The sequence below is a fragment of the Shewanella eurypsychrophilus genome, from assembly GCF_007004545.3.
In the GTDB taxonomy this organism is placed as follows: domain Bacteria; phylum Pseudomonadota; class Gammaproteobacteria; order Enterobacterales; family Shewanellaceae; genus Shewanella; species Shewanella eurypsychrophilus.
Genome location: NZ_CP045503.2, coordinates 1,137,659 through 1,164,501 on the forward strand (window position 1 = coordinate 1,137,659; position 26,843 = coordinate 1,164,501).

The 26,843-nt window shown below is 41.8% G+C and carries 27 protein-coding genes; 17 read left to right on the forward strand and 10 right to left on the reverse strand.

The features are described 5' to 3' along the window. Positions 1 to 118: 118 nt before the first annotated feature. From FM038_RS04700 to FM038_RS04730, 7 genes are all read left to right on the forward strand, one after another. On the forward strand, positions 119 to 703 hold the full coding sequence (locus tag FM038_RS04700; RefSeq protein WP_142872186.1) for a DUF5610 domain-containing protein: 585 nt from the start codon (positions 119 to 121) through the stop codon (positions 701 to 703). 126 nt (positions 704 to 829) lie between these two features. Continuing rightward, complete coding sequence (locus FM038_RS04705) at positions 830 to 1,579, forward strand: ferredoxin--NADP reductase (RefSeq protein WP_142872187.1); 750 nt, start codon at positions 830 to 832, stop codon at positions 1,577 to 1,579. A gap of 75 nt (positions 1,580 to 1,654) precedes the next feature. Continuing rightward, entirely contained in the window at positions 1,655 to 2,251 is a 597-nt protein-coding gene (locus FM038_RS04710; protein WP_142872188.1) for a glutathione S-transferase, read from the forward strand. Positions 2,252 to 2,506: 255 nt separating this feature from the next. Next, positions 2,507 to 3,514 (forward strand): extracellular solute-binding protein, encoded by a 1,008-nt coding sequence (locus FM038_RS04715; RefSeq protein ID WP_142872189.1) that lies wholly within the window; start codon positions 2,507 to 2,509, stop codon positions 3,512 to 3,514. A gap of 154 nt (positions 3,515 to 3,668) precedes the next feature. Beyond that, the gene (locus FM038_RS04720) at positions 3,669 to 5,300 is read left to right on the forward strand and encodes an ABC transporter permease (RefSeq protein ID WP_142872190.1); all 1,632 of its coding nucleotides are present in this window, start codon (positions 3,669 to 3,671) and stop codon (positions 5,298 to 5,300) included. 61 nt (positions 5,301 to 5,361) lie between these two features. After that, on the forward strand, positions 5,362 to 6,393 hold the full coding sequence (locus FM038_RS04725) for an ABC transporter ATP-binding protein (RefSeq protein WP_185965784.1): 1,032 nt from the start codon (positions 5,362 to 5,364) through the stop codon (positions 6,391 to 6,393). Positions 6,394 to 6,646: 253 nt separating this feature from the next. Beyond that, the gene (locus tag FM038_RS04730) at positions 6,647 to 7,585 is read left to right on the forward strand and encodes a Dyp-type peroxidase (protein ID WP_142872931.1); all 939 of its coding nucleotides are present in this window, start codon (positions 6,647 to 6,649) and stop codon (positions 7,583 to 7,585) included. Between the two features lie 79 nt (positions 7,586 to 7,664). On the opposite strand, the gene FM038_RS04735 is transcribed toward FM038_RS04730, so the two are convergent. Both FM038_RS04735 and argR read right to left on the reverse strand, forming a co-directional pair. After that, positions 7,665 to 8,126 carry a cupin domain-containing protein gene (locus FM038_RS04735; protein ID WP_223293001.1) on the reverse strand — a complete coding sequence of 154 codons (462 nt, stop codon included), beginning with the start codon at positions 8,124 to 8,126 and terminating at the stop codon, positions 7,665 to 7,667. Between the two features lie 165 nt (positions 8,127 to 8,291). Next, positions 8,292 to 8,762 (reverse strand): transcriptional regulator ArgR, encoded by a 471-nt coding sequence (gene argR / locus FM038_RS04740; RefSeq protein WP_142872193.1) that lies wholly within the window; start codon positions 8,760 to 8,762, stop codon positions 8,292 to 8,294. Between the two features lie 356 nt (positions 8,763 to 9,118). Between argR and mdh the strand changes: the two genes are divergently transcribed. Beyond that, a complete protein-coding gene (gene mdh / locus FM038_RS04745; RefSeq protein ID WP_142872194.1) occupies positions 9,119 to 10,054 on the forward strand; it encodes a malate dehydrogenase in 936 nt (311 codons plus the stop codon). Positions 10,055 to 10,153: 99 nt separating this feature from the next. On the opposite strand, the gene ispB is transcribed toward mdh, so the two are convergent. Further along, a complete protein-coding gene (ispB, locus tag FM038_RS04750) occupies positions 10,154 to 11,125 on the reverse strand; it encodes an octaprenyl diphosphate synthase (protein ID WP_142872195.1) in 972 nt (323 codons plus the stop codon). Between the two features lie 271 nt (positions 11,126 to 11,396). Between ispB and rplU the strand changes: the two genes are divergently transcribed. From rplU to FM038_RS04785, 7 genes are all read left to right on the forward strand, one after another. Beyond that, on the forward strand, positions 11,397 to 11,708 hold the full coding sequence (rplU, locus tag FM038_RS04755) for a 50S ribosomal protein L21 (protein ID WP_077752967.1): 312 nt from the start codon (positions 11,397 to 11,399) through the stop codon (positions 11,706 to 11,708). 15 nt (positions 11,709 to 11,723) lie between these two features. Then, a complete protein-coding gene (gene rpmA / locus FM038_RS04760) occupies positions 11,724 to 11,978 on the forward strand; it encodes a 50S ribosomal protein L27 (RefSeq protein ID WP_012141302.1) in 255 nt (84 codons plus the stop codon). A 141-nt stretch (positions 11,979 to 12,119) separates the two neighbouring features. Beyond that, a complete protein-coding gene (cgtA, locus tag FM038_RS04765) occupies positions 12,120 to 13,292 on the forward strand; it encodes an Obg family GTPase CgtA (protein ID WP_142872196.1) in 1,173 nt (390 codons plus the stop codon). 59 nt (positions 13,293 to 13,351) lie between these two features. Further along, positions 13,352 to 14,113: a threonine/serine exporter family protein gene (locus FM038_RS04770; RefSeq protein ID WP_142872197.1), complete on the forward strand. Its 762-nt coding sequence runs from the start codon at positions 13,352 to 13,354 to the stop codon at positions 14,111 to 14,113. An 8-nt stretch (positions 14,114 to 14,121) separates the two neighbouring features. Beyond that, on the forward strand, positions 14,122 to 14,592 hold the full coding sequence (locus tag FM038_RS04775) for a threonine/serine exporter family protein (protein WP_142872932.1): 471 nt from the start codon (positions 14,122 to 14,124) through the stop codon (positions 14,590 to 14,592). A 34-nt stretch (positions 14,593 to 14,626) separates the two neighbouring features. Continuing rightward, on the forward strand, positions 14,627 to 15,109 hold the full coding sequence (gene folA, locus FM038_RS04780) for a type 3 dihydrofolate reductase (protein WP_142872198.1): 483 nt from the start codon (positions 14,627 to 14,629) through the stop codon (positions 15,107 to 15,109). A gap of 91 nt (positions 15,110 to 15,200) precedes the next feature. Further along, on the forward strand, positions 15,201 to 15,590 hold the full coding sequence (locus tag FM038_RS04785; protein WP_142872199.1) for a DUF3718 domain-containing protein: 390 nt from the start codon (positions 15,201 to 15,203) through the stop codon (positions 15,588 to 15,590). Between the two features lie 182 nt (positions 15,591 to 15,772). Here the strand turns inward: FM038_RS04785 and FM038_RS04790 are convergent, their stop codons facing one another. From FM038_RS04790 to lptD, 7 genes are all read right to left on the reverse strand, one after another. Further along, positions 15,773 to 17,800, reverse strand: coding sequence for a methyl-accepting chemotaxis protein (locus tag FM038_RS04790; protein WP_142872200.1), 2,028 nt, complete (start codon positions 17,798 to 17,800; stop codon positions 15,773 to 15,775). A gap of 237 nt (positions 17,801 to 18,037) precedes the next feature. After that, positions 18,038 to 18,862, reverse strand: a complete 825-nt coding sequence (locus FM038_RS04795; RefSeq protein ID WP_142872201.1) for a symmetrical bis(5'-nucleosyl)-tetraphosphatase — start codon at positions 18,860 to 18,862, stop codon at positions 18,038 to 18,040. Positions 18,863 to 18,881: 19 nt separating this feature from the next. Then, a complete protein-coding gene (gene apaG / locus FM038_RS04800; RefSeq protein ID WP_142872202.1) occupies positions 18,882 to 19,262 on the reverse strand; it encodes a Co2+/Mg2+ efflux protein ApaG in 381 nt (126 codons plus the stop codon). A gap of 90 nt (positions 19,263 to 19,352) precedes the next feature. Beyond that, positions 19,353 to 20,171 carry a 16S rRNA (adenine(1518)-N(6)/adenine(1519)-N(6))-dimethyltransferase RsmA gene (gene rsmA / locus FM038_RS04805; RefSeq protein WP_142872203.1) on the reverse strand — a complete coding sequence of 273 codons (819 nt, stop codon included), beginning with the start codon at positions 20,169 to 20,171 and terminating at the stop codon, positions 19,353 to 19,355. Positions 20,172 to 20,182: 11 nt separating this feature from the next. After that, positions 20,183 to 21,169: a 4-hydroxythreonine-4-phosphate dehydrogenase PdxA gene (pdxA, locus tag FM038_RS04810; RefSeq protein WP_142872204.1), complete on the reverse strand. Its 987-nt coding sequence runs from the start codon at positions 21,167 to 21,169 to the stop codon at positions 20,183 to 20,185. Positions 21,170 to 21,174: 5 nt separating this feature from the next. Next, positions 21,175 to 22,479 (reverse strand): peptidylprolyl isomerase SurA, encoded by a 1,305-nt coding sequence (gene surA / locus FM038_RS04815; protein WP_142872205.1) that lies wholly within the window; start codon positions 22,477 to 22,479, stop codon positions 21,175 to 21,177. A gap of 125 nt (positions 22,480 to 22,604) precedes the next feature. Next, positions 22,605 to 24,929: an LPS assembly protein LptD gene (gene lptD, locus FM038_RS04820; protein WP_142872206.1), complete on the reverse strand. Its 2,325-nt coding sequence runs from the start codon at positions 24,927 to 24,929 to the stop codon at positions 22,605 to 22,607. Between the two features lie 159 nt (positions 24,930 to 25,088). Between lptD and FM038_RS04825 the strand changes: the two genes are divergently transcribed. Both FM038_RS04825 and murU read left to right on the forward strand, forming a co-directional pair. After that, positions 25,089 to 26,102, forward strand: a complete 1,014-nt coding sequence (locus FM038_RS04825; protein WP_142872207.1) for an aminoglycoside phosphotransferase family protein — start codon at positions 25,089 to 25,091, stop codon at positions 26,100 to 26,102. Further along, positions 26,099 to 26,779, forward strand: a complete 681-nt coding sequence (gene murU, locus FM038_RS04830; protein WP_142872208.1) for an N-acetylmuramate alpha-1-phosphate uridylyltransferase MurU — start codon at positions 26,099 to 26,101, stop codon at positions 26,777 to 26,779. The genes FM038_RS04825 and murU overlap by 4 nt, the downstream gene beginning before the upstream one ends. Positions 26,780 to 26,843: the final 64 nt, after the last annotated feature.

Genomic DNA, 26,843 nt, shown 5'->3' on the forward strand with positions numbered 1-26,843 from the left:
AATCAATACGATAACGAATTGTTTGCAATTAAAATAGCAATTATAGTGATAAACACTAAAGTAGGTTGAAATTTAGCCGATAATGGTTAGGTAGAGATAACACATATAAGAGGCAGTTATGGAAGTTCATAACCATGGCGCAGAAGTGTCAACAGTTGCACGCAATAAAACCGATTCATCAGATAATCATGGCAAGGCTGTGTCGGAGGTTGCTAGTAATAAATCAGCCTTTGCGACGAGCAAACAGCTAATGAATCAGGCCATTATATCAGCACAACAAGATGCCAATATTAAGGCTGCTGATGAGCCGATGATCTTATTATATCGAGCCGCAATAGAAGCCATAAACGAAGAGCTCGCGCCAACAATGGGAGTGAATGCACTTCAAACAGCTTATGATAATGGGATAGATACGTCACCAGAAGCTACCGCTGATCGAATTGTTAGTTTTGCAACTCAGTTTTTTAGTCTCTATCAAGAACAAAACTCAAATATGGAATTCGATGATCAACTTAGCTCTTTTATGGACATTATAGGTGGGGCAATCGATCAAGGGTTTAATGAAGCTAAAGAGATATTGACGGGTTTACAAGTATTAGAAGGTGATATTGCTGCTGGTGTCGATCAGACATACTCCTTAGTACTGGAGGGGTTGCAGACATTCAGAGATAGCTTTTATGAGCAAGAACCCGAAGCCGAATAAAGCTAGTCCAATGTTTACTTGGGATCCTAAATGCCTCTTTTTCAAGAGGCATTTTTCATTCTTATTAGAAATACATGCTGCTTTATGCTAAAGATCAATTAGTTGAATTATCAGATGGAGCTGTGAATGTGGATTGAAGGTGAAGTCGTAGAGCGTATCGACTGGAATGAGAAACTGTTCTCACTAAAAATAAAAGCAGATATTCAGCCCTATATTGCTGGGCAATTTATCAAGCTGAGTCGACTCGTAGGTGATAAAAGAGTTGCACGTGCCTATTCGATTGTTAACGCCCCTGGTGGGGATTTTATTGAAGTATTAGCGGTTGCTGTTGAAGAGGGCCAGTTATCTCCTCACCTACATTTACTTAAGGTTGGCGATAAACTTGATGTTTCTCCCAAGGCGTCTGGCTTTATGACTTTAGAGGAGATACCAGAGACATCTTTTGCTGACAAGCAGCTTTGGCTTCTTGCAACTGGCACAGCCGTTGGACCATTTATTTCCATGCTAGAAACTGCCGAAATCTGGCAAAGATTTGAGCATGTTGTTTTAGTTTATGGTGTAAGGCTAGCTGAAGACTTGGCTTATAAAGAGCAACTTCTGGCTCTACAGCAGAAGTATCCCAATCAATTTAAGCTGGTATTATCCGTTACCCGCGAACCCTATCCCAATGCTATTCGGAGCAGAATATCTGAAGGTATTCAAAGCCAATCAATTCAACAATTGATTGGACTAGATATTACTCCACAACACTCTCAGGTTATGCTTTGCGGTAATCCAGATATGATATCTGATACCAATCAAATACTGCTCGCTATGGGGCTAGCTAAAAACTTAAGGCGTGCGCCTGGTCAGATCACAGTAGAAAAGTACTGGTGATGATTGCAGCTCAAGTATTTTGTGAAATTGTGTCAATCGGTGCTAAACAAATCAAATAATTAACCTGGATATCTAATGAAATTATTTTACTCGGATGCCTCACCTTATGCTCGCTGCGTGAGAGTCGTGATTAGACATTTAAAGATTGATGGTATTGATGAGATTAAAACGAACCCACTAGCGAACGGTGAAGACCTACTTGAGGCTAATCCGCTGGGTAAGATCCCGTGTTTGCAGCTCAATGATGGTTCATCTCTTTATGACAGTGAAGTCATCTTACGTTACTTGGATACTGAATTGGGCGGGGGGAGATTGTTTGGTATTAGAGAATCAAACTGGGTATCAGAAAGTCATTTTTCATTAATTAAAGGCATGCTGGACAGTGCCGTTGCCTTAAGGCAGGAGCAGATGAGAGAGGAGGAGGGCAAACGATCTTCTTTCTGGACAGCAAGGTTTGAGCAAGCCCTCCTAAGGGGGCTACAACGTATTGAGCAAGGAGGGTTAATGACAACGCCTCAACTATCAATACATCAGATTTGTTTAGCTTGCCTATTAGAATATCTCGATTTTAGGCATGCTGATCTTAAGTGGAGGAAAGTGGCGCCAGCGGTTGCAAGTTGGTTGGCTGACTTCAAAGATTTTCCAGCGCTGAAAATGACTCAGCCTGATTAGCTTTTGGTGAGCACATGGGCAAGAAAGGCGCGGTATGTGTAGTAATACTCACCTTTAAGCTTGGCTTAAGGGATGTTTCAGTTAATTTTAATCCTGTTTGGTGGTGCAGGTAATAAATTGATAAACATCTTATTTTAGTCATTATTCCTGCTATATCACTTGCTGAAATAGTTTAGATTCTTTATCCTTACTGCGATTGATAATAATTATCATTATGCTATTCAGGCATGGATATGATGCAGAGGGTTTTTTGAAATGAAATTTGCAAGCGGTTTAGCCATCTTAGGTTTAGTGGGGTTCGCTTCTGTTGCTAATGCAGCAGAGAAACTGACAGTTTATTCGTATCGCCAAGCTTTTCTAGTTGAGCCTATATTGGCTAACTTTACTAAAGAGACTGGCATTGATGTCGATGTGGTTTTCTCTAAGAAAGGCATTGCTGAGCGCATGATGCGTGAGGGCCGTTTATCTCCTGCTGATATCGTGTTGACTTCAGATTTTTCACGTTTAATGGAGTTGGCTGACAAAGAGTTAGTGATCCCAGTTGAAAGTGATCAGCTTAAGAGCAATATTCCTGCAAAATTCCGCTCCATTGAAAATGATTGGTTCGCGCTGACAATGCGTGTACGTAATATCTACTCATCAAAAGCAAAGATGGGCAAGTTAGATATCGATTATGAAGATCTTGCCGATCCTAAATACAAAGGGCAAATCTGTACCCGAAGTGGTAAGCATCCTTACAATGTTTCATTAGTGGCTTCTATGATTGCACATCATGGTGAAGCGGGTGCGAAAACATGGTTAGAAGGGTTCAAAGCTAATCTAGCTCGCAAGCCACAAGGCAATGACCGTGCACAAGTTAAGGCGGTTAAAGAGGGGTTATGTGATATCGCAATCGGCAACAGCTATTACTTAGGTAAGATGCTACAAGACCCAAAGCAAGTGCCTTGGGCTGAGGCCGTTGAGATTAACTTCCCTAATCAAGACAACCGTGGCTCACACATCAATGTCTCAGGAATGGCTTTAGCTAAATATACAAAAAACCGAGACAATGCGATTAAGTTAATGGAATACCTTTCAGGTGATGTCGCTCAAAAAGACTATGCCGAAATCAACTTTGAGTACCCAGTGAAAGCCGATGTTAAACCTTCTGACTTAGTGGCTTCTTGGGGTGAGTTTAAAGCCGATGAACTGCCAATATTTAAGTTAGCCGAATACCATCATGCAGCCGTTAAGTTGTTAGATGAAGTGAAGTTTGATTTGTAAATAATCTGTTGGATGAGAAAATAGCCTTCAAATGAAGGCTATTTTTGTTTTTGCGCAATGCTTCACACAATTCGTAAGTTATAATCGTTCTTATTTAAGCTTAGATTTAAGTTTGTTGGGGATAATGTCCCGACAAATAAAAGTGGATTTATACATGATCTTAGGTTTATCCAGGAGCTGGTCTTTGGCTGGCTACCTCATCGCGGCTATTATTCTTCTGCCACTGATTGCGATCATCGCTCAGGCTTTCGTCCCAGACGAGGATGTTTTTAGTCACCTGCTTAATACCGTTTTACCGACTTACATTGTTAATACCATAGTATTGATGCTTGGTGTTTGTATTGGGTCTTTGTTCATTGCAACGCCTGCTGCTTGGCTCGTTGCTAGATGTCAGTTTCCTGGTCGAAAGATGTTCCAATGGGCACTTTTATTGCCACTCGCGATGCCTGCATATGTTGTTGCATATGTTTATACCGATTTATTAGATTATGCTGGGCCCGTTCAAAAGGCATTACGAACCTGGTTTGATTGGCAGTCCCCTAGCGACTACTATTTTCCTGAGGTACGTAGTTTAGCCGGCGCATCAGTCATGTTGGCCTTAGTCTTGTTTCCCTATATTTACCTATTAGCCAGAACAGCATTTATGGAGCAGTCTTCCAGTCTGCAGCATGCTTCACGTGTTATGGGCTGCGGCCCTTGGCAAAGTTTTTGGCGTTTAAGCCTGCCTATGGCTAGACCCGCTTTAGCGGTGGGTGCTTCCTTGGTGGCGATGGAGACCGTGGCTGACTTTGCCACCGTGAGCTACTTTGCTGTGCCTACATTAACCACAGCTGTTTACGATACCTGGCTTGGTTATGGCAGTTTATCTGCAGCCGCCAAACTTTCGGCAATTATGCTTTTAGTTGTTTTTTCCATGATAGGTTTTGAGCGTTTTGCACGGAGAAAACAACAACTGTTTCAAAAACAGTCGGCAAGCAATGAAAGTACGTTATCAAGATTGAAAGGGAGTCATGCATACTTAGCGACAGGCTATTGCGGTCTATTATTATTATTTTCATTTGTACTCCCATTTCTGATTTTATTGCAGTACGCATGGGATTACTTTGATGCAAGCTGGAACAGTGCTTTCTGGGAATATAGTTTAAATAGTTTCTACATAGCAGCTATCGTCAGTGTCATTACGGTATTGATCGGTATCATCTTGATGTTTATACGAAGAATTAGCCCAAGACCTTCTGACGCTTTGCCTTCAAGGCTTGCATCGACAGGCTATGCGCTTCCAGGGACTGTATTAGCGATTGGGATCCTTGTTCCGCTAACCATGTTGGATTTTGCCGTCAATGATCTCTACGAGTTTTTAGGCCAGCCTGGTCCAGGCTTGGTTTTTACAGGTAGTGTGTTTATTCTGATATTCGCTTTCTGTATTCGGTTTTCGGCAATAGCCATTGGCAGTGTTGAAAATAGCTACAAACGTATCTCCCCCTCATTAGACATGGCAGGCATTTCGATGGGGCTTAAACCTAAAGCTTTGCTCTGGCGTGTGCACTTACCGTTATTGAGAAAAGGGATCTTTGCTGGTTTATTACTGGTGTTTATTGAATGTATGAAAGAGTTGCCTGCTGCATTGTTACTTAGACCGGTAGGCTTTGAAAATTTAGCCACCTATGTGTTTCAATTCGTATCGGATGAACAATTAGAGCATGGAGCACTTGCAGCTATTGTCATCGTATTGGTTGGTTTCGTACCTCTTATTTATTTAAACCGTTCACTAGAGCATGAAAAATAGCGTGTTTTTTTATTGTTATTAGCAAGAATTTTATCGGGTTCATTTCTGTTGGAGCAAGGCAATAATGTCGACACTAAGTATTCAAGGCGTTCACAGTGATTATCAAGGTGAGCAGGTTTTAAAGGGCTTAGACTTGACCTTGGAAAAAGGCGAAATTGTCGCATTACTCGGCCCAAGTGGCTGCGGTAAGACAACCTTACTAAGGGCGATTGCCGGATTGCAGGCAATTAGCGCCGGTGAAGTAAAGATAAATGGTGAGGTGCTTTCCGGTTCTAATGTTTTCGTCCCAAGTGAGCGTAGGGGGGTAGGGATGATTTTTCAAGATTATGCGCTTTTCCCTCATTTAACCGTGGCTGAAAATATTCTCTTTGGGGTCAAAGATACTAATAAAGTACACAGACAGCATCGGCTAGATGAGATGCTCGAGTTGGTAAAACTCGATGGGCTCAGTGAGCGTTTTCCACATGAGTTATCTGGTGGGCAGCAACAAAGGGTATCGATAGCTAGGGCATTAGCTTATGAACCAGAATTGCTGTTGCTTGATGAGCCATTTTCAAATATCGACGCTAAAGTTCGTGGTGAGATGATGCTGGAGATCCGCAATATCCTCAAACAAAGAAATGTGAGTGCTGTCTTTGTTACCCATAGTAAGGACGAAGCTTTTGTTTTTGCGGATAAGCTGGCCCTATTTAAGGACGGTTATATTGTCCAGTATGGTACTGCAGAGGAGTTGTACACAGCACCTAAAGATCGCTATGTGGCTGATTTCCTAGGTAGTGGTAACTATATACCAGCTTCAGTGAAAGACAGTTTTAGTGTTGAAACGCCAATCGGATCGCTAAAGAGTACCAGTCAACTGACTCATCCTGTGAGCTATCAAGGAGAGATCTTACTCAGGCCGCAGCAGATTGAGATCATTGCCGATGAGTCTGGCGCAGGTGTGATTGTCGAGCGGCGTTTTTTAGGTAATATTTGCCACTATCAAGTGCAGATTGCGCAAGACTTCTATGAGGTGAAAACTCAATTATCTCAGTTAGTCTTAGGCCAGAAAGTGAATTTACAGGCTCAAGAACACTCTCTAGTTGTATTTTAAACACACATCGCTGCATGGTTTTTGAACACGTCAGGCTTGTTTTCTAGCCTAATTAATCAGGATTTATATAGGCATGCAAAGTTATTTAAGCCATGATATGCCAGTGTTAGATTAGCTAGCGGGTTAATTATATCGTGTAAAGGTAACCCTAGCGCTAACTATGCAGCTAACTGTGATTCAGTTAATACCATTATTTATTAAAGTTATGGATAATGGTGCCGAAAATCAATTAGTGCAGAAGGTAAATAGAGAGATGGATAATCAGGTTATGCCTCGTGAACAGTTAGGTGTGTGTGCAGAAGGAAATCTGCACAGTGTTTATTTGATGTTTAATGCGAATGAAGCTGCAGAGTCTCAACTAAGACCTTGTGTGGCTAATGTTGCTCAATATGTCTATGAGTTGGCAGACCAGTATGCTGATAGTGCGTTTAATGGCTTTCTGGCTATAGGAGCGAACTATTGGGATAGTTTATACCCATCAGCTAGGCCTAATCAGCTTAAGCCTTTTCCGACCATGAGTGCTGATAATAGAGATGCTCCTGCTTTAGAGTATGACCTTTTTGTCCATATTCGTTGTGACCGCTTTGATATTCTTCATTTAGTGGCTAATGAAGTCAGCCAAATGTTCGAAGGTTTGGTTGAGCTCGTTGATGAAGAACGTGGTTTCCGTTTTATGGACAATAGAGATCTCACTGGCTTTGTCGATGGCACAGAAAACCCTAAAGGGCGTAGCCGTCAGGAAGTGGCACTGGTTGGTGACGAAGATGTTAGCTTTAAAGCTGGCAGTTATATTCATGTACAAAAATTTGCGCACAACTTAAGTAAATGGAATCGTTTACCCCACAAGAAGCAAGAGGATATTATCGGCCGAACAAAGCAAGATAATATCGAGTATGCCTCTGAAGATAAGCCACTTACTAGCCATATTAAACGCGTGAACTTGAAAGATGCTGATGGTAAGTCGATGGAGATCTTAAGGCAAAGCATGCCCTATGGTTCTGTTAAAGAACAAGGTTTAATGTTTATCTCCAATTGCCGTAACTCTAATAATTTTGAAAAAATGCTCGAAAGCATGGTACACGGTGATGGACAGGGTAATCATGATCATCTGCTGCACTTTACACAAGCGCTAACAGGTTCCTCATTTTTTGCACCATCATTGGACTTTATGGAAACTGAAGCGAGCCAATAATACCCGTTAGTATAAATGCTACAAAATAAAAAACGCACCTTGAAGGTGCGTTTTTTATGTTGCTAACAAAGTCCACTCATTACTTGATAGGATCTGGATCCCAGTAATTGGTTGGGCGCTTTGCGTAGATCTCATCGACAGCTCTCACTAAGACTTTATTGTTTTCAGGATAAACCACTACATCATGCTTATCTCGATTGCCAATCACTAAGAATAAAAACTCTTTGTCGCTGTCATTTTTTAATGTGTGTGCAATGGCTGTGTCAGCATTGAAACAGATATACTCGCCTTTTTTAAAGGGGTGCGACTCACCATCAATGAGTAAAGTGGCCTCGCCTTCGAGTGCATACAGATGCTCCTCTTCCTTTGTGTGATAGTGAGCTACAGTAGAGAGTTTCCCTGGAGCAAGCCGCTCCATCGTTACGCCAATTTTTTCACAACCAGCAGCGTCACCTATGTGTTTTTGTTGACTGGTATATTGGTCTGAATGCTGCCAAGACTCCCAGCATACATCATCGACTTTAATTATTTTTGTTGTCATCACACTTCCTTAGCCCGAAGGTACAGCATCGTTAGCACTAATTTCGCATGAATCAAAGTGTGATTCAATATCTTGTATGCAATCTAGTGGAAAAGAGTTTGGCATAAAAAAAGAGACGCACTGTGCGTCTCTTTTTTTTAATACCAATCAGTATAAGAAAGTGACCTAATCTGTGTAGTTGAATAATGACTTAACAGTTTGTAGGGTTCTACTGATTTCTTGAATGTTTGCTGGGGTAATGAAAATAGTATCATCGCCAGCAATGGTTCCCAATATGCCCTCAGGCTTGCCTATTGAGTCGAGCAATCGAGCTATCAATTGAGCGGCGCCAGGGCTCGTTCTGACAACAATCATCGCCTGGTTATGGTCGACGTCGAGTACTAAGTTTTTAAGCGGGCTACCTGCCGTAGGGACGCCTAATTCTGCAGGAAGGCAATACACCATTTCTTGCTTGGCATTTCTGGTTCTCACTGCGCCGAATTTACTCAGCATTCTAGATACTTTTGATTGATTGATGTTGCCATAACCTTCAGCTTGAAGGGCAATCACTATTTCGCTTTGGGAACCGAATCGTTCCTCTTTCAAAATTAACTTAAATGTCTTAACAAGTTCGTCTTGATTTTTATTTGCTTGCATAGTTTTTATATTCTTTTATTCAAAAATCTAGTGTATTTTGAATAGGTGGCACAATTTTGTCAACAAATACCCGTCTTTGATGAATAAAAATGCAGGTTGCAAACTGGTTGATATTGTTGTGTACCCTATAAAGGTGGATTCAAATCAAAAGGCTTACTGGCTTAGTGTGATAATTATGATTAAGGCGGTTTGTTGCTTTTTCTAGGGAGCGATTAGACGATTTTATGATACAGATCAGAAATTAAATCTAATCGAGACTAAGGGATAATTGAAATTTATTCATTAATCCAGTAATGTTGCGCCATCTAGAAAGATAGATCTATATCACATATATCCAAGAATTGACGGAGATAACTATGAAAGTTGCTGTACTTGGTGCCGCTGGTGGTATTGGCCAGGCTCTTGCCCTATTACTAAAAACACAATTGCCAGCTGGTTCAAAACTGTCCCTTTATGATATTGCTCCCGTAACACCTGGTGTTGCTGTTGATCTAAGTCATATCCCTACAGCTGTAGAAGTTAAAGGTTTTGCTGGTCAAGATCCATCTGCCGCACTTGAAGGTGCTGATGTGGTTCTTATTTCTGCTGGTGTAGCACGTAAGCCAGGGATGGATCGCTCTGATCTATTCAACATCAACGCTGGTATCGTAAGAAACCTAGTTGAAAAGTGTGCTGCAACATGTCCAAAAGCATTAATCGGAATTATTACAAACCCAGTCAATACAACCGTTGCTATCGCTGCTGAAGTATTAAAGGCTGCCGGTGTTTATGATAAGAACCGTTTATTTGGTGTGACTACACTGGACGTTATCCGTTCTGAAACCTTTATTGCTGAAGCGAAAGGGTTAAACGTTGCTGATGTTAAGCTGAACGTTATCGGCGGACACAGTGGTGTGACGATTCTTCCATTACTTTCTCAGGTTGAAGGCGTTAGCTTTACCGATGAAGAAGTGGCAGCTATGACGACTCGCATTCAGAATGCGGGTACAGAAGTGGTTGAAGCTAAAGCCGGTGGCGGCAGTGCAACACTTTCTATGGGTCAAGCGGCATGTCGTTTCGGCCTATCTTTAGTACGTGGCCTTCAAGGTGAAGAAAACGTTGTTGAATGTGCTTATGTTGATGGTGGCAGTGAGCATGCAGCATTCTTTGCCCAGCCAGTGCTATTGGGTAAGAACGGCGTAGAGAAAGTACTGGCTTACGGTGACGTGAGTGAGTTCGAAGCTAATGCCCGTGATGCTATGCTAGATACACTAAAAGCTGATATTAAGCTAGGCGTTGAATTTGTTAAGTAATTATTGTTACTAACAAGCCTCAACCAAATAAAAAGGAGCCATTAGGCTCCTTTTTATTTTTAAGGTTTTAAGTGGTTTAGCGATTAAAGTTATCCGCTCTTAGTGGCTTCTCTCTACAGCAATTTTTGCTAATGAGATTAAAGCTTGCTTATATTCACTATCAGGAATGCATGCCAGTGCACTAATGGCTTTATCAGACTCTTGCTGAGCACGATTGAAGGTGTATTCTAATGCACCACAGCTGTTCAGGGCCTGAAGTATCTCTTCGATGTTCTGAGTGCCGTCACCTTGCTCAATAGCGTTACGGATGAGCCCTTGCTCAGCTTCTGTGCCGTTGGCTATTGCGTATATCAAAGGAAGTGTTGGTTTTCCTTCTGCTAGATCATCACCGATGTTTTTACCTAGTTCTTCTGTATCGGCAGTATAGTCCAGTAAGTCATCGGTTAATTGGAATGCGGTGCCCAAATATTTACCATAATCAGCGAGAGCGGTCTGAATTTCTATCGGGCTGTCAGCAAGGACACCAGCGAGACGAGTCGCAGCTTCAAATAACTTAGCTGTTTTACAATAGATGACCCGCATGTAGCTCTCTTCTGTGGTATCAGGGTCGTTACAGTTCATTAACTGCAACACTTCACCTTCAGCCAGTACGTTCGTCGCATCTGCAAGCATCTTTAACACTTTCATGCTGTCGAGCTCGGTCATCATTTGGAATGAGCGGGTATAGAGAAAGTCGCCGACTAATACACTGGCACTGTTACCGAATAATGCGTTCGCCGTTTCTCTGCCTCTACGAAGCATGGATTCATCAACAACGTCATCATGGAGTAGCGACGCGGTATGAATGAATTCAATAATGGCTGCCAGTTTAAGGTGAGCCTCTCCCTGATAGTCTATTGCCCTAGCAGCTAATATAGATAGAAGAGGGCGCATGCGCTTACCGCCGCCATTGATGATATAGAAGCCTAACTGGTTGATCAGGGCTACATCAGATTCAAGTTGGGTATAAATCAGTTTGTTGACGTCTTGCATGTCATTATCAGCTAACTGACGAATGGTGGTTAAATCCATAAATAGGCTCTGGTCTGTGGGGCTGAATGTCTCAACCCAAAAGTTAAGTCTTAATGTTATAATAAAGGGATTCTACCTAAAAAAGCGCTGCAAGACAGCACTTGACAGTAATTGTGCGAGTAATTCCGATGTTTTTTTATTCTTTATCAATTAGGGCTTGTCAGCTTAGAGTTCTTAGCGTAAACTCCGCGACCATTGTCATTAAAGCTTTTATAGCACCCCTGCCTCAGAATAATGAGCCGGCGTGCTAGAATACCGGAGTAAAATAGCTATGTACGCTGTTTTTCAAAGTGGTGGTAAGCAGCACCGTGTTGCTGAAGGCCATACATTACGTTTAGAAAAATTAGAAGTCGCTACAGGCGATACTGTTGAGTTTGACCAAGTTCTTTTGGTTGCTGATGGTGAGACTGTACATGTTGGTGCACCTTTAGTCGAAGGTGGAAAGGTTGTTGCTGAAGTTATCAGTCACGGCCGTCACGATAAAGTTACTATCGTGAAATTCCGTCGTCGTAAGCATCACGACAAAAAAATGGGCCACCGTCAGTGGTTTACCGAAGTTAAAATTACAGCTATCAACGCTTAATTAGGAGTCTAACTCATGGCACATAAAAAAGCTGGCGGTTCTACTCGTAACGGCCGCGATTCAGAAAGTAAACGTCTTGGTGTAAAGCGTTTCGGTGGTGAATCAGTTCTTGCTGGTAACATTATCGTTCGTCAACGTGGTACTAAATTCCACGCTGGTGTAAACGTAGGTATTGGTCGCGACCATACTCTATTCGCTTTGACTGACGGAAAAGTTAAGTTCGAAGTTAAAGGTCCTAAGAACCGTAAGTTCATTAGTATCGAAGGCTAATTTTAGCCCAGGCTAAGATTGCTTATTAAAGCCCCGCCTTTGGTGGGGCTTTGTTGTTTTAATAATTAAATAAATTGTTTTTTTGGCGATAGAAAGCGGAAAGAAGTATAATTCGTTTAATCTGTGGTGCCAGGAGTGGATATGAAGTTTGTCGATGAAGCTGTGATCAGAGTAGAAGCTGGTGATGGTGGTAGTGGTTGCGTTAGTTTCAGACGCGAAAAATATGTACCCGATGGTGGCCCAGATGGCGGCGATGGTGGTGATGGTGGCAGTGTATATCTGCAAGCTGACGAAAGCTTTAACACCCTAATTGATTTTCAATTCGAACGTTTTCATCGTGCAGAGCGCGGTAAAAATGGTCGAGGAAGAGATTGTACTGGCCATGGTGGCGAGGACTTAATTCTTAAAGTACCTGTAGGTACTCGAGCTATTGATGAAGAAACCCATGAATCACTCGGTGATTTGACCACACACGGGCAGAGAATGCTTGTGGCTAAAGGTGGTTTCCATGGTCTAGGTAATACTCGCTTTAAGAGCAGCACCAACCGTGCCCCAAGACAGAAAACCTTAGGGACGCCAGGTGAAGTTCGCTTTCTGAAGTTAGAGCTAATGTTACTTGCAGATGTTGGTCTCTTAGGCATGCCAAATGCGGGTAAGTCTACCTTCATTCGCTCTGTGTCTCGTGCCAAGCCAAAAGTCGCCGATTATCCCTTTACAACATTAGTGCCAAACTTAGGTGTAGTTAACCCTAGACATGGTCAAAGTTTTGTTATTGCCGATATTCCTGGTCTGATTGAAGGTGCTGCTGACGGTGCTGGTCTAGGTGTTCGCTTCTTAAAGCATTTAGAAAGATGTCGCGTCTTACTTCATCTAATCGATATTGAACCGATTGATGGCAGTGATCCGGTTGAGTCTGCTCGTGCGATTGTTGGTGAGCTAGAGAAACACTCACCTAAACTAGCTGGAAAGCCTAGATGGCTGGTGATCAACAAGACAGATCTTCTGTTAGAAGAGGAGGTTAAAGCTCGAGTTGATCACATAGTTAAAGAGCTTGAGTGGGAAGGCGAAGTCTATACCATCTCAGCTTATAACCGTGTTGGTACAGAAGCGATATGCCTCAAGCTTATCGATTTCATCGATGCACTTCCTGAAGAAGAAGCAGTAGACAAAGATGAAGAAGTAGAATTTAAGTGGGACAATTATCATCAAGATAGTGACTCTCTGAATGAAGCTTATGATAGCTCTGCAGATGATTTAGACGATGATGACTTTGATGATGATGACTATGATGTCAAAGTGATTTATCAAAGATAGATTATTCTATTTAGTTAAGTTGGGAAAAAGCATTTGAGTTTTTATTCATCGGGATTGATGTGTACGCAGACACTCAAAATGACATAACTCGCCAAGTCGTTCGAGTTGCCCAACTCCTGCTTGCCTATGGCGCTGAATCTGAACTTGTTGAAGAGATCAGTCAGCGCTTAGGCTATGCACTTGGCCTTGCCAGTGTCGAAATATCTATCTCTTCAAATTCCCTCGTATTAACTAGCTTGGTTCATGGCCGCTGTATTACGACAACACGTCGAACTCGCGAGCATGGCATTAACATGACCATTATTTGTGAGTTACAGCGTATATGCTTACTTACAGAGAAAGGCTTATACGGTCTGAATGAAGTCAGAAAGCGTGTATCTCGTATAGAACCGAAGACCTATCCTAAACGTTATTTAGTGCCTATGATTGGCCTATCATGTGCTAGCTTTTGTCATCTTTTTGGTGGTGATTTTTCAGCTTCTGTTCTTACATTTTTAGCCTCTTCAACAGGCATGTTTGTAAGACTATCCATTGCCAAACATCACTTTAATCTACTCATAAACTTTGCCATAACGGCTTTTATTACCACTTTAATTGCCCAGCTTGGCTATCACATTCCTATTACTGAAACACCTAAATTGCCGATGGCTGCCAGTGTTTTGATGTTAGTGCCGGGATTTCCGATGATTAATGCAATTTCAGATATGGTCAAAGGCCACCTTAACGTGGGGATATCGAGGTGGGGTCACGCCACTTTGTTAACTGTTTCATCTGTGATAGGCATTACTATTGCGATGCAAGTGGGTGGGTTGTTTCTGTAATGGGTGAAATTATGACATTATTATTTTCGCTATTAAATGATGCTATTTTTTCTGCAATCCCAGCTGTTGGTTTTGCTATGGTATTTAACGTACCCAGAAGGTTTCTACCATATTGCGCTCTCGCAGGGGCTCTAGGCCACAGTAGTAGGACGCTATTGCTTCATATAGGGCTACCTATAGAGTGGGCTACATTTATCGCTGCTGCTCTGGTAGGGCTTATTACAATCGGCTTCGCTAAGCGTCACCTGGCTCCTCCACTCATGTACGCAGTCGCGGCGATCATTCCTATGATCCCTGGCACATATGCATTTAATACCGTGATTGCATTAGTGCAGTTAACCGCGCAATCAGAGATTAGCCCTGAATTGACATATCAAGTCATTAGTAATGGCTTAAAAACAGTCTTTATTTTAGGCGCTTTGTCGGTAGGGTTAGCTATGCCAAGCTTACTTTATTTTAGAACCCGACCGGTGATCTAAACTCATTTCAAATAACAAGAATCCGGAGAGATGAATGAAAATCGCCTTGATTGCCGCAATGGCTAATAACCGTGTCATAGGTAAAGATAATCAGATGCCTTGGCACCTTCCAGAAGACCTTAAACACTTCAAGGCAATGACCTTAGGTAAGCCTATTGTGATGGGGCGAAAAACCTTTGAATCTATTGGTCGAGCTTTGCCTGGAAGGCATAACATTGTGATTAGCAGGCAAGTAAACCTAGCGATCGCTGGAGTGACCTGTGTTAACTCATTTGATGCTGCGATCGAGGCGGCGGGAGAGTGCCAAGAGCTCGTTGTGATTGGCGGTGGGCAGCTATATGCATCAACACTTAAGGTTGCCGATACTCTTTACCTCACTGAAATCGATTTAGATGTAGAGGGAGATACTCACTTTCCTGAGTGGGATGATGGTTCTTGGGAATGTATTGGCCGTGAAAAAGCAATAAATGATAAAGGATTGCAATATAGCTTTATCAACTTGGTGAAAAAATGTTAAATTATAACAGTTGTTATGTTTCAGGGTGGAGCGTGTGATTAATCACTTCGGCTCTACAGTATAAAAATAAATAATAAGAAAGGAGTATCAGATGCGTCTGTTACCTACGGCAATTGCTGCAATTATCGCGGCATCGGCATTCTCTGTGCCTGTACAAGCGAATTCAGATCAGCTTGCTGCGAATATATGTAATTACGTTCAAACAAATGATAAAAATCGCCTGCGTAAGAAGCTAAAGGAAAACCGCGTTAAGCTCCGTAATATTTACTCTGGGGTAAGTTGTAGCGGAGACAGCTTATTGCGTACTGCAATGAAGAGTGGCTCAGATAAAGTGGGTACTTTCATTGCCAAACGACTTTCTGTCTCAGACCTATCAGCTGCAGAAGCTGATGGTAATACGATTGTTGCTTGGGCCGAGGGCAATGGCCATAGCGATAACGCTATCACTGCAGCAATTAAAGATAGAGTTGCTGGCGGTTAAGTTAGTATTAGTTCATTTTAAAATGCCGGATTGATATCCGGCATTTTTGTATCTGAAATTCATGCTAATAATTACTTATCGTATAGGCATAAAAAAGCCAGTTAGGAACGCTAACTGGCTTAAGTAGTTACACTCAATCTAGCTGAGGACTAGATGTTTGATAGAGATTACATCTATTGCTATTAAACTCTAAACTCTTTTACTGATGCCTGTAACTCTTCCGCAAGCTGAGCCACTTGGTGACTCGATTGGGCAGTCTGTTCTGCACCCGTAGATGTTTCTTCTGAGATTGCTGCAATATGTTCAAGTTTTTCTGAAACTTGCTGACTGACTAGGTTCTGCTCTTGTGCTGCATGAGCAATATGAGTACCTGAGTCATGAGCTTTATGTACTGCTTCACTAATACTTTCTAATGCAATATTAGCCTGCTCGGTTTTCTCTACACAAGTATTGGCTTGGTTACGACCCAGTTCCATAACCGCGACAGCTTCTTTAGCACCTTGTTGAAGCACCTCAATCATCTGCTGGATCTCTTGAGTTGAGTCCTGAGTACGTGAAGCTAGGCTACGGACTTCATCAGCTACAACAGCGAAGCCTCGACCTTGTTCACCAGCTCGTGCTGCTTCAATTGCGGCATTAAGTGCAAGCAAATTAGTTTGTTCAGCAATGCCTCTGATCACATCAAGAATCGAGCCGATAGCAGCGCTGTCGGAATGCAGCTTATTAATCACAGTTCCTGCTTTAGCGACATCATCGGCCAATGCTAAGATTGTTTGCTTATTTTCATCAGCAATGGTGCGCATATGCTGAGCTTCATCATCAGCTTGCTTGATTTGGATAAGGGCATCATCTGCACTGCTTGTAACTTGCTCTGCACTGGAGCTAAGCTGAGTCGTTGCGGTTGCGACCTGATCAACTTGGCTTTTTTGTTCTTGGATCCCCGCTGTTGTTTGAGCGGTAATGGCCGATGTTTCTTCAGCGGCGGCAGCCAGTTGATTAGAGCGATCTAAGATGCCCTGAATTAGCTCTCTCAAGCTATCCACTAGTCTGTTACAGTTTTTTGATAACTCGGCAAACTCATCATGACCTGAATCGTCAAGTTTATGAGTCAAGTCGCCAGAGGCTAGAATATTAAGTGCATTGTTCACTTTATCAAGTGCACGTTTGAGCGGAGTGATCACTGCAATGCTAATCGCAATTGCCACCGCGATAGCAAAAATGATAAGAATGTAAGTGTTTAAGCTAGCAGAATCAATATCATTGATGGCGCTATCGCTGACAGCTTTAGACACAGATTCAACTTGATCCGTTAGGTCCTTCATACTGAGGTTAACTTGCTGAGCATCTTTATCTAATTGACCTAGCATCACAGTCGTAGCAGATTCGAAGTTTAGTTGACGGTTTTTCATTAATTGAATCGAGCTACTACCCTCTAACATGCTGAATACTTTGTTAGCTTCAGTATTGATGTCGTTTAGTAAACTATCATCGATGACACCTTCCCAGTGACGACTGACAAATTCAAGTTTATTTCTCGCTTCACTGACGATAAACCCCAGCTCTTTACTAATGGTTTCTTGTTGCTGAATAGTCCTGCTATTGACCAAGTCATAACTTGTGCTGACGATCCCGCTAAAGCTGTTGTCTATATTACCAGCTGTTGCTGCTATTTCTTGCTCGGTGGGATCTTCGCTCATCTCCAGATCGATAAGGTCGAGAAGAAATGATGCTGTATCGTCTGCAGCCATTTCTAAATCTTCTAGCTTAACCATTAACCTTTCTTGTGTGAGTAGCGAATTTTCGCGAGTCTTAATGACCTTTTGGCCACTTGAGACGAAGCTATCATAACTGCGTTTAAGGTTAGCAATAGATTGAGAGAAATCTGCTTGATCTTGTTCACCAACGATTCTTGATAATTGATTTAGCTCTTCACTAAACTCTTGATCTAGATTGGTAAATTGACTTTCCATCCCAGGTAGCGTCTGAGAGCTTTTCGAATGGTAAGCGACAAGGATCTGTTTTTCCTGTTGAGCAATCCTTTGAAGTAGGTGGCCCGTTGTTTCTAGAGCCGGGATACTCAGGTTTTGTAATACCTGAGTACTGGTTTTTAACTTACTGTTGGTGAATAAAGAGGCTGCACCCATTCCTATCAGAAGTAAGGTGACAATGCTAAACCCGCCAATGACTCGGGTGGCGACATTCATTTTCATAGGGTACTCCGATTATTATTATATTTTTCAGTAGCAACTCAGCTATTTTCTGCTCGAATAGTCTGCGCCAGATCTTGATTTTAACACATCAAACAAGTGAACTTGGTCCGTGCGATCTGAGTAGAGATATTCTGTGCCGAACAGCTAACTAACCCTAATTTAAAAGGTCTTATAAGTTCAAGAGTTGGCTGAAAGCGGGGTGACGCACATTTTTTATCGGCCAACTTGACAACTAGTTTAACTCTTTTTTAACTTATTTTGGGTAATTTTTTGATTTGACTCCAAATGCCATAACGTTAAATATTCCCCCCAGCAACAGCCGGTATCGAGAGCATGCATATCTTGCATGCCTACTTCACCCATAATGGCAGCCCAATGGCCGAAAACTAAAGTATGAGTTTGATTGATGATGCCGTCGAACTTAAACCAAGGGGTAAGCGTTGAGTCCTTATAAGCAGATGGTGACAGCTTAGAGTCAAATTCTAACTTGCCATCACTGTGTAGAAAGCGCATACGTGTGAGTGCATTAATACAATAAATTTTTTGCTGTAACGGATCTGCTTTGGGATCCCAGCTATTAACGTCTGAACCATACATTTTTGAAATTAATGCTTGAATATAATCGGGAGAGATAAGCGCATCACTAACCTTCTTGGCCTCGGACCTTAACCTTGCTAAATCCCATTGAGGAGGGATACCTGCATGGCTCATGATGATATTTCGCTCTGGCAATTCTTGAAATAATGGCTGTATTCTTAACCAACCAATGAGCGAGTTTAAATCGGATGACGCTAATAGTGCATCTAGTTGATCTTTAGGGTTTGCTCGTTTAATTTTTGCTGCTACCGCGAGCAAATGAAGATCATGATTACCCAATACGACTCTTGCCGAACCATCGAGTTGTTTAAAGTAGCGTAAAGTGGGTAGTGAACCGCTTCCTCTGGCAACTAGGTCACCTACAGCCCAAAGAATATCTTTTGAAGGATTGAATTCTACTTTGGCAAGCAGTAGTTGCAGTTCATCGAAACAGCCTTGAATATCCCCAACAAAGTAATTTGCCATCTAGTATCAAGCCCTAATATTAATGAAGTAAACCTGGAACAGCTAATCTGAAAGGGGGGATGATGGCATTGAATTGTCTACCGTCGTCAGTCATCATTGTATAGGTACCTTGCATGACCCCTAGAGGCGTTTCTAGAACAGTGCCGCTAGTGTATTGAAAGGCTGTATCGGGTTCAATTGTCGGTGTCTCTCCGACCACGCCTTCGCCTTGAACTTCGCTTGTATGATCATTTGAGTCGGTAATACACCAATGACGACTCTTGAGAGTGACGGCTTGCTTGCCTAAATTTATGATGGTGATGGTATATCGGAAAAGGTACCTTTCCTCTGTAGGCGATGATTGTTCCTCAATATATTCAGTTTTTACATCCACTTTAATTGATGACTCAAGCTCAGACATAACTCCCCTTTTTCATAAAAAATGGAGGGCAAGCCCTCCATTTCAGTATTGATGCTTTTTTTGAGCAAGCAAAAGCAACGAAATTTTGAATTATTGCTTATCGATGGCTTTTTTATCAAGAACTAAGTTCGCCATGGCGACATATTGCTCCACTGAAATTTGCTCAGGGCGCAAAGATGAGTCGATTTTGAGTGTCTCGAACTCTTCATCAGAAATGATATGCTTCAAATTATTACGCAGTGTTTTACGGCGCATATTAAATGCTGTCGTTGTTAGATGTCTTAGAAAATCAACATCTTTACATGGCCATGGCTTTTTCTTATATGGCACTAATCGAACGACTGCAGAGTCAACTTTAGGTGCTGGAGTAAAGCAGCCTGGTGGTACTTCAAGGACAGGCATAACTTGACAATGGTACTGAGCCATCACTGTTAGGCGCCCATAAGCTTTTGTCCCTGGGCTTGCAGAAAGGCGTAAAACTACTTCTTTTTGCAACATAAAATGCATATTCTTTATCTGTTCTGCAAACTCGAACAAATGGAACATCAAGGGTGTTGAGATGTTATAAGGCAAGTTACCAAACACCTTAAGTTCTTTGCCTTCTTCAATAAGTTGATTAAAGTCGAACTTTAGTGCGTCACCTTGATAAATTTCAAGTTTATCCTTAAGGATTGGATGTTCTTTTAGTCGCTGAACCAGATCTTTATCGAGTTCAACCACTTTCAGTTTATCCACGCCACTAGCCACTGGCTCGGTAAGCGCACCAAGGCCTGGGCCAATCTCGACCATCACATGTTCATTATCTGGTGCAATAGCACCGACGATACGATTAATGACATTATGATCTGTCAGGAAGTTTTGTCCGAAACGTTTTCTGGCGGTATGGCCTAAATGTACTTTATTACTCATTTGGTATTTAATTATCCAGCTTTTGCGGCCAAGTCTATGGCTTTATTTAGTGCGCAGACGAAACTTCCAATGTCTGCAGACCCAGTTCCAGCAAGCTCTAAAGCTGTGCCATGGTCAACTGAGGTACGAATGTAGGGTAATCCTAAGGTGATGTTTACTGAACTTCCAAAGCCTTGAGATTTTAAAACCGGTAAGCCTTGATCATGATACATAGCGAGTACCACATCAGCATCATCGAGATACTTAGGTTGAAAGATGGTATCTGCAGGAAGAGGGCCTACAATGCTTATTCCCTGTTCACGTAGTTCATCAAGTGCGGGAATGATTGTATCTAGCTCTTCTCGACCTAAATGACCATCTTCACCTGCATGGGGGTTTAGGCCACATACATATATTTTAGGTTGTTCAATGCCGAACTTATTCACTAGGTCAGTGTGCAATATTTTCACAATCTGATGCAGACGATTACGCGTGATTGCCTTAGCAACATAAGCTAATGGAATATGTGTTGTCACCAATGCAACGTGCAGTCCAGGCGCTGATAGCATCATAACGACATCTTGACAGTTGGCTTGGTTAGCAAAAAATTCAGTATGACCGCTAAAAGGGATACCAGACTGATTAATGATGCCTTTGTGGACAGGTCCTGTCACAACGGCATCAAACTCGCCATTCATATTCTTTTCGCCAGCATAACGTAGCGTCTCTATGACGTAAGCACTGTTTTGTTCATTTAGCTTGCCACAAGTACTTTCTGTTACAAGTGGAAAAGGTGCAATGGTTAGAGAGCCGACTTCTTGTGCTCTAGGTGCTTGAGAGGGCTGATAGGGTCTCAACTGAAGTGGTAACCCAAGCTTCTTAGCCCTTGATATCAATAAATCAGGATCTGCACAAACAACTAGCTCAGCAGGCCATGCCTGCTGAGCTAGTTGAATAACTAAATCTGGACCAATACCGGCAGGTTCTCCTGGGGTAATAGCAATGCGTTTAGTTGTCAATATGATTAACCTCTATTGAAATCAGCTTCGAAAATTTCGATATAAGCTTCTGCTCTCATCTCATCTAACCAGTTTTGTAGTTCTTCGTTAAACTTACGACGGAAAATGAGCTGATGTGCTTTATTAGTATTAAATTGGTCAGTAGCATCCGTTTTACGACGCTCTTCTAACTGTACAATATGCCAGCCATGACTTGAACGAAAGGGTTCGCTTATTTCGTTTATTTCTAGGTCATTTAATGTCTGTGTAAATGCCGGAACATACATAGATGGATCTGCCCAACCTAGTTCACCACCTTTGGTTCCCGAGCCTGGATCTTCTGAGTACTGACGGGCAAGTGCTGCGAAATCAGCTTCACCAGCACGAATTTGTTTAACAAACTTGTCTAGCATCGCTTTTGCTCTCTCTTCAGAGAGAATGGGTGATGGCTTGACCAGAATATGACGTGAGCGAACTTCATCGACTTCTTTAGTTTGAAGTCCACGTGCGTCAATGACTTTAATGATGTGGAAACCTGCACCGCTTCTGATAGGCCCTATCACATCATCAGTTTTAGCATCAGATAGTACTTCAGCAAAAAGAGTTGGCATCTCGTTGATGTTCATATAGTCCCATATACCACCTTCGAGGGCTTTTGGCCCTGCGGAAGCTGCGATGGCTGTACGGCGAAAATCTGAACCGTCATTGATACGTTTTAATACTGTATTTGCACGTACGCTTGATTTTTCTAGCTGTTCGCTTGTTGGGTTATTCGGGATCTCAATTAAGATATGGCCAATTTGAAACTCTATCTGTTTGAGACCTTGCTCTTCGATTAGACTGACAAGGTTGTTAATCTCTTGAGGTGAAACTTGAATACGTCGCTGAACTTGAATTCGCTGTATCTCACCTAAGGTGATCTCTTCGCGAAGTTGCTCACGATATTGTGACCAGCTCATTCCTTCATCAGTGATGTTCTGTCTCATTTGATCGACAGTGACACTCTGTTCTTTGGCAATATTTCCGATTGTTTGATCGAGTTGAAGATCGCCGATGTGCAAACCAATTCTATCAGCCATCTGCATCTGTAAACGAGTCATGATTAAGCGTTCAATGACTTGAGTTCTTAATGCCTTGTCTGAAGGCAGAGATTGATCTGCTGCGATAGCATTAGTCTTAACGGTTTTCACCATATTGGTGATCTCGCTTTCGAGCACAATACCTTCATTAATCTGAACTGAGACACGATCTAATGACTCATTTTTAGCTTGTACAGTGTGGCTCACGGCCAAGGCCAGAAAAGCAAAAATTAAATGTTTACAGGGTTTCATCCACAAAAATCCTTGGCATATTATTATCAGCTACAGCATATTTAATGACTGTCTGGAAAATCTATTTCATGATTGGACTATAAGTCTTTCTCATGGTTCATCACAAAGTTATTTATTTTGCTTAACTAGTTTTTAAGGTAGAGAGGTTTTCTATAGTTAAACAGTCCGTCATTGAGCATATCTGAAACACCTAGTGGGCCAGAGCCACCGAGTCCTTTGATTACGAAGTTCAGATAAACGCCGCTTTCAAATAGCTCTCGATTGTCCAATGTCGGATTAAAATCGTCTTCATAATTTGTCTTGATGCGGTAATGATAACTCAAACGTAGGGCCCAGCAACATGATTCATATTGAAAACCTGCATAGGTTTCTACACTGCGGCTCTCATTAAGGTCATAATACCAGTTTCCAACTAGGTATAGGTTATCGCTTACAGGCCAAGCTCCGCGCATACCTGCTTGTGAAATATTCACCGATTCATTGGTGTTGGTATTCACAAGATCGGGTACATAACGATAGCTAAACTGGAGTAATTTATTCGCTCCGGGACGGAAATCTAAGGTCACTTCGCTTTTTTTGTTCTCACTTTGCTTAGTATCATACTGAATTGAGCCACTCATAAACCAATCTTTATAGAGCTGAGTATTCAATTCTGCGGCTAATACAGAGTTAGACGTGTTTTCTTGGGTGAAGGTTTGAGATGGTATCCCAGCTTCGCTAATCCCCACTTTGCTATCATTGAAATAGAAGATCTGTCCTAAACTAAACTGAAACCTTTCGACATTATGCTCATCAAATAAACGTGTCGTTAGGCCTAACGTCATCTGGTTAGCATCGGCTATTCTATCTAGTCCAGAGAAACGCCTTTCTCTAAATAGACCAAAATAATCTTCCTGAAGCAGGGCTGTATCATAAATACCGATATTGTCTTGATCTTCATAGCCTACATATAAGTATTGAAACTGCGGCTCCAATGTCTGACGATAATTTTCATTAAAATAATCAGTAAAGCGTTCAAAGTTTATCTGCCCATGAATTCGAACTTGCGGTAATGTCCGGCTTACCTGATTATCTAAATCTTTATTTTGAGCTGTATCTGGAGTGTCTTGCCAGTAATAGGTTTGCAGTAACTTAACTTCACTGGTTAATGATCCCGCAGGTCCATGTATTGGATAAGAGATACTGGGCTCAATATGAAGACGTGTTGCTGTGGTGAACTCGTTTTCTTGATGTTTGAAATTACTCAGTTCACTCATCAAGTCAAAATCTAGACCGTTCCAAAGTGAAGGAGTACGGTAATTGAAGTTAAGTTGTGGCATAACTTGGTATGGAGTCTCATCTTCCCCAAGTACTTTAATATCTTGAACTCTAGCACTAAAGTCCCAGTTTTTTTCGAAGTAGCTGACTTCGCCTATTCGGGACAGTTGATTATCCGTGGCAGCTCGTACTTCAGAATTCATGTCGTTGAAATAGTTGTTATCAGAAACATCAGTGAAATTGGCAAGTACTCGCCAGTTTTCATTGATCGCGCCTTGATGTTCCCAGTGGTAAAGATAACGGTCTGGGCTATTTTCCAACATATTATCATTGGCTAAATACTCAACGTTTAACTTGCCGTGTTGAGACTCGCCAGCTAAATACCTGAAATCTGTTTTGAGGAATAGACCTCGAGCCGACATATAGTGTGGTGTAAATGTCAGGTCATACTCAGGGGCTATATTCCAGTAATAAGGTGTAGCGACTTCAACACCATTGGTAGTGCTAGTACTAAACATTGGGAATAAAAAGCCAGACTTGCGTTTATCTGATATTGGAATGGTCATATAAGGAATGTAAAAAATTGGCACATCGCCAACTTTCAATTTGGCATTCCATAACTCTCCCCATTCCTCAGAGCTATCAATTTTTATCTTTTCTGCTTCAAGTAACCAAGAGTTATCCCCTGGAGGACAAGTCGTAAAGTTGGTCTTAGTGAGATGCAAGTTATTATCGGGTGTTATCTCAAGCTTTTCTGCATCGCCATGTATTTGCTGACCATGAAGCCAATACTGAGCGCCAGATAAAATGGCACTGTTGTTTCGCATTTGAGCAACGAGAGAATCTGCGGTAATGGTGAACATTTGATCTTGAAAGACCAAGTTGCCATTTGCATCTAAACGTTCGTTTTCTTGATCTAAGATCGCCTCATCGGCTGCAATATTGCGCCCACCTTGGCTGAACGATACGTTGCCTATAAATTTTGCTTTTTTGCCCATTTGAGCTTCAGAGCGCTCAGATAAAATTCGTATCTCCTGAAGTTCGAAAGCTGTTGCATCTGCATGAGTTGCAGGCATTCTTGGAACAGGGGGCTCCACGACACACTGGGTGCTGGAATCTAGCTCTGAGGCGGGTTCTTCAGCCAGGACTAAATGGGGAAGTAGGCTTAGTGCCAATAAATATCGGATATGCATCTTAAGTCGTTTATTATGAGTTCTTAGTCTGGACTAACATTGGTGAGAAAAGTTGCACTTTTAATAGGCAACTCAGCTAAATATCAATAATGAGCTTTTTAGCTAATTCCATTTTGCTTTATAATAAAGCAATTTTTACGTAAGAGCCATGAGGCACACTTGTCAGATCATAGATTTCTTCAGTTAAACGCATGGCTAACCCGTGTTTTTGGCGCACAATTAACGGCCTCACTCATTTCTGGTGATGCCAGTTTTCGGCGTTATTTCAGAGTTAGTCATGAAGGTAAAAACTTCATCATCATGGACTCACCACCGGAGCTTATTCCTGTGCAACCGTTTATTAGACTAGCAGCAGCATATCGAAACAAAGGAGTGAATGTCCCTCAAGTTATTGAATCTAATGTTGATGAAGGTTTTTTGATCTTGAGTGACCTTGGTGATGTTCAGCTACTTTCACGACTGAATAATGATAATGCAGAAGAGTATTATTCTAAGGCTTTAGCGCTTTTAGACAGTATTGCAGCAGTACAAGATAACGGCGAGGATCAATTACCTTTATATGATTCAGTCTTTGTTCATAGAGAGTTAGAAATTTTTTCTGAATGGTTGATAAAACATCATTTAAATTTAACTCTTGATGAGGATATTCAGAAGATGCTTAATAAATCATTTGCGATCTTGGTCGCAAATGTACAGGAGCAACCGAAAGTAGGGATGCATCGTGATTATCATAGTCGTAACTTGATGCTAACTCCTGATATTAATGGTGATGAACAACTGAGTGTCATTGACTTTCAAGATGCTGTGATTGGCCCTGTGACTTATGATGCCGTTTCGCTCTTAAGAGATTGTTATGTTCGTTGGCCAGATAACCTGGTCAATAAATTGATGGAGCAACACTATAATCATCAACGACAAACTCGATTGATTGATCAGGATACCTCGCTGGAAACCTATCAAAGGTGGTTCGATCTAATGGGCCTACAGCGTCACATTAAGGCGGCTGGTATTTTTGCTCGTTTGAATTACAGAGATAATAAGCCAGCATATATGGCTGATATTCCAATGACTCTGGCGTATATTTGCGATATTTCATCACGTTATCCTGAGTTACAGTTATTTAGTCAGTGGGTGGCTAATACCTTAGTGCCAGCATTTGAGGATACACTATGAAGGCGATGATTCTTGCCGCTGGTAGAGGAGAGCGACTCAGACCTCTCACAGATACGTTACCAAAGCCTTTAGTTTCTGTATTGGGTAAACCTCTAATTGTTTACCACATAGAGCGCCTAGCGAGTATTGGGATAAAAGACATTGTGATTAATCACGCCTGGTTGGGTGAAAAGCTTGTTGAATATCTTGGAGATGGAAGCCAATTTGCAGTAAAGCTACATTATAGTGCTGAAGAGAGTGCGCTAGAAACCGGTGGCGGTATCAAACGCGCTCTGCCTCTGTTGGGTGATGTTTTTTTAGTCATTAATGGGGATGTGTTTATGGATTATCTTCCTGTCGATATTGATGAAGGGCTTAGCCAGATTGAGAGTGGCAAGTTGGCCCACCTTTGGTTGGTAGATAATCCTGTGCAGCATCCTAATGGAGACTTTCTATTACGTGATGGTTTGCTCGCTTCCCATGGAGACGTCGGTGAAAGTGCCCTTACTTTTTCTGGTGTTGGCTTGTATCACAGGTCATTATTTGAAGAAACAGCTGAAGCATGCTTTCCCTTGGCGCCTTTATTGAAAAATCATATGAGGAAGAATGCCATTTCTGGTAGCCATTTTAAGGGTTATTGGTGTGACGTTGGCACTGTATCTCGGCTTGAGGCGTTAGAGCTAAGGCTTAAAAACTAGCTTGCTAGTGTTATTTATATTTGGGTCTTTTAGACATTTTTGCTATTAGCAATTGTTGGTTATT

Bases quoted from the DNA above. Each gene is read 5' to 3' on its own strand.
- mdh (WP_142872194.1), top strand. From the start codon at position 9,119: ATGAAAGTTGCTGTACTTGGTGCCGCTGGTGGTATTGGCCAGGCTCTT.
- FM038_RS04700 (WP_142872186.1), top strand. From the start codon at position 119: ATGGAAGTTCATAACCATGGCGCAGAAGTGTCAACAGTTGCACGCAAT.
- ispB (WP_142872195.1), bottom strand. From the start codon at position 11,125: ATGGATTTAACCACCATTCGTCAGTTAGCTGATAATGACATGCAAGAC.
- argR (WP_142872193.1), bottom strand. From the start codon at position 8,762: ATGCAAGCAAATAAAAATCAAGACGAACTTGTTAAGACATTTAAGTTA.
- FM038_RS04795 (WP_142872201.1), bottom strand. From the start codon at position 18,862: ATGGCAAATTACTTTGTTGGGGATATTCAAGGCTGTTTCGATGAACTG.
- rplU (WP_077752967.1), top strand. From the start codon at position 11,397: ATGTACGCTGTTTTTCAAAGTGGTGGTAAGCAGCACCGTGTTGCTGAA.
- FM038_RS04710 (WP_142872188.1), top strand. From the start codon at position 1,655: ATGAAATTATTTTACTCGGATGCCTCACCTTATGCTCGCTGCGTGAGA.
- cgtA (WP_142872196.1), top strand. From the start codon at position 12,120: ATGAAGTTTGTCGATGAAGCTGTGATCAGAGTAGAAGCTGGTGATGGT.
- FM038_RS04785 (WP_142872199.1), top strand. From the start codon at position 15,201: ATGCGTCTGTTACCTACGGCAATTGCTGCAATTATCGCGGCATCGGCA.
- rpmA (WP_012141302.1), top strand. From the start codon at position 11,724: ATGGCACATAAAAAAGCTGGCGGTTCTACTCGTAACGGCCGCGATTCA.
- apaG (WP_142872202.1), bottom strand. From the start codon at position 19,262: ATGTCTGAGCTTGAGTCATCAATTAAAGTGGATGTAAAAACTGAATAT.
- FM038_RS04705 (WP_142872187.1), top strand. From the start codon at position 830: ATGTGGATTGAAGGTGAAGTCGTAGAGCGTATCGACTGGAATGAGAAA.
- folA (WP_142872198.1), top strand. From the start codon at position 14,627: ATGAAAATCGCCTTGATTGCCGCAATGGCTAATAACCGTGTCATAGGT.
- FM038_RS04735 (WP_223293001.1), bottom strand. From the start codon at position 8,126: ATGACAACAAAAATAATTAAAGTCGATGATGTATGCTGGGAGTCTTGG.
- FM038_RS04730 (WP_142872931.1), top strand. From the start codon at position 6,647: ATGGATAATCAGGTTATGCCTCGTGAACAGTTAGGTGTGTGTGCAGAA.
- surA (WP_142872205.1), bottom strand. From the start codon at position 22,479: ATGAAACCCTGTAAACATTTAATTTTTGCTTTTCTGGCCTTGGCCGTG.
- FM038_RS04790 (WP_142872200.1), bottom strand. From the start codon at position 17,800: ATGAAAATGAATGTCGCCACCCGAGTCATTGGCGGGTTTAGCATTGTC.
- murU (WP_142872208.1), top strand. From the start codon at position 26,099: ATGAAGGCGATGATTCTTGCCGCTGGTAGAGGAGAGCGACTCAGACCT.
- lptD (WP_142872206.1), bottom strand. From the start codon at position 24,929: ATGCATATCCGATATTTATTGGCACTAAGCCTACTTCCCCATTTAGTC.
- rsmA (WP_142872203.1), bottom strand. From the start codon at position 20,171: ATGAGTAATAAAGTACATTTAGGCCATACCGCCAGAAAACGTTTCGGA.
- FM038_RS04715 (WP_142872189.1), top strand. From the start codon at position 2,507: ATGAAATTTGCAAGCGGTTTAGCCATCTTAGGTTTAGTGGGGTTCGCT.
- FM038_RS04720 (WP_142872190.1), top strand. From the start codon at position 3,669: ATGATCTTAGGTTTATCCAGGAGCTGGTCTTTGGCTGGCTACCTCATC.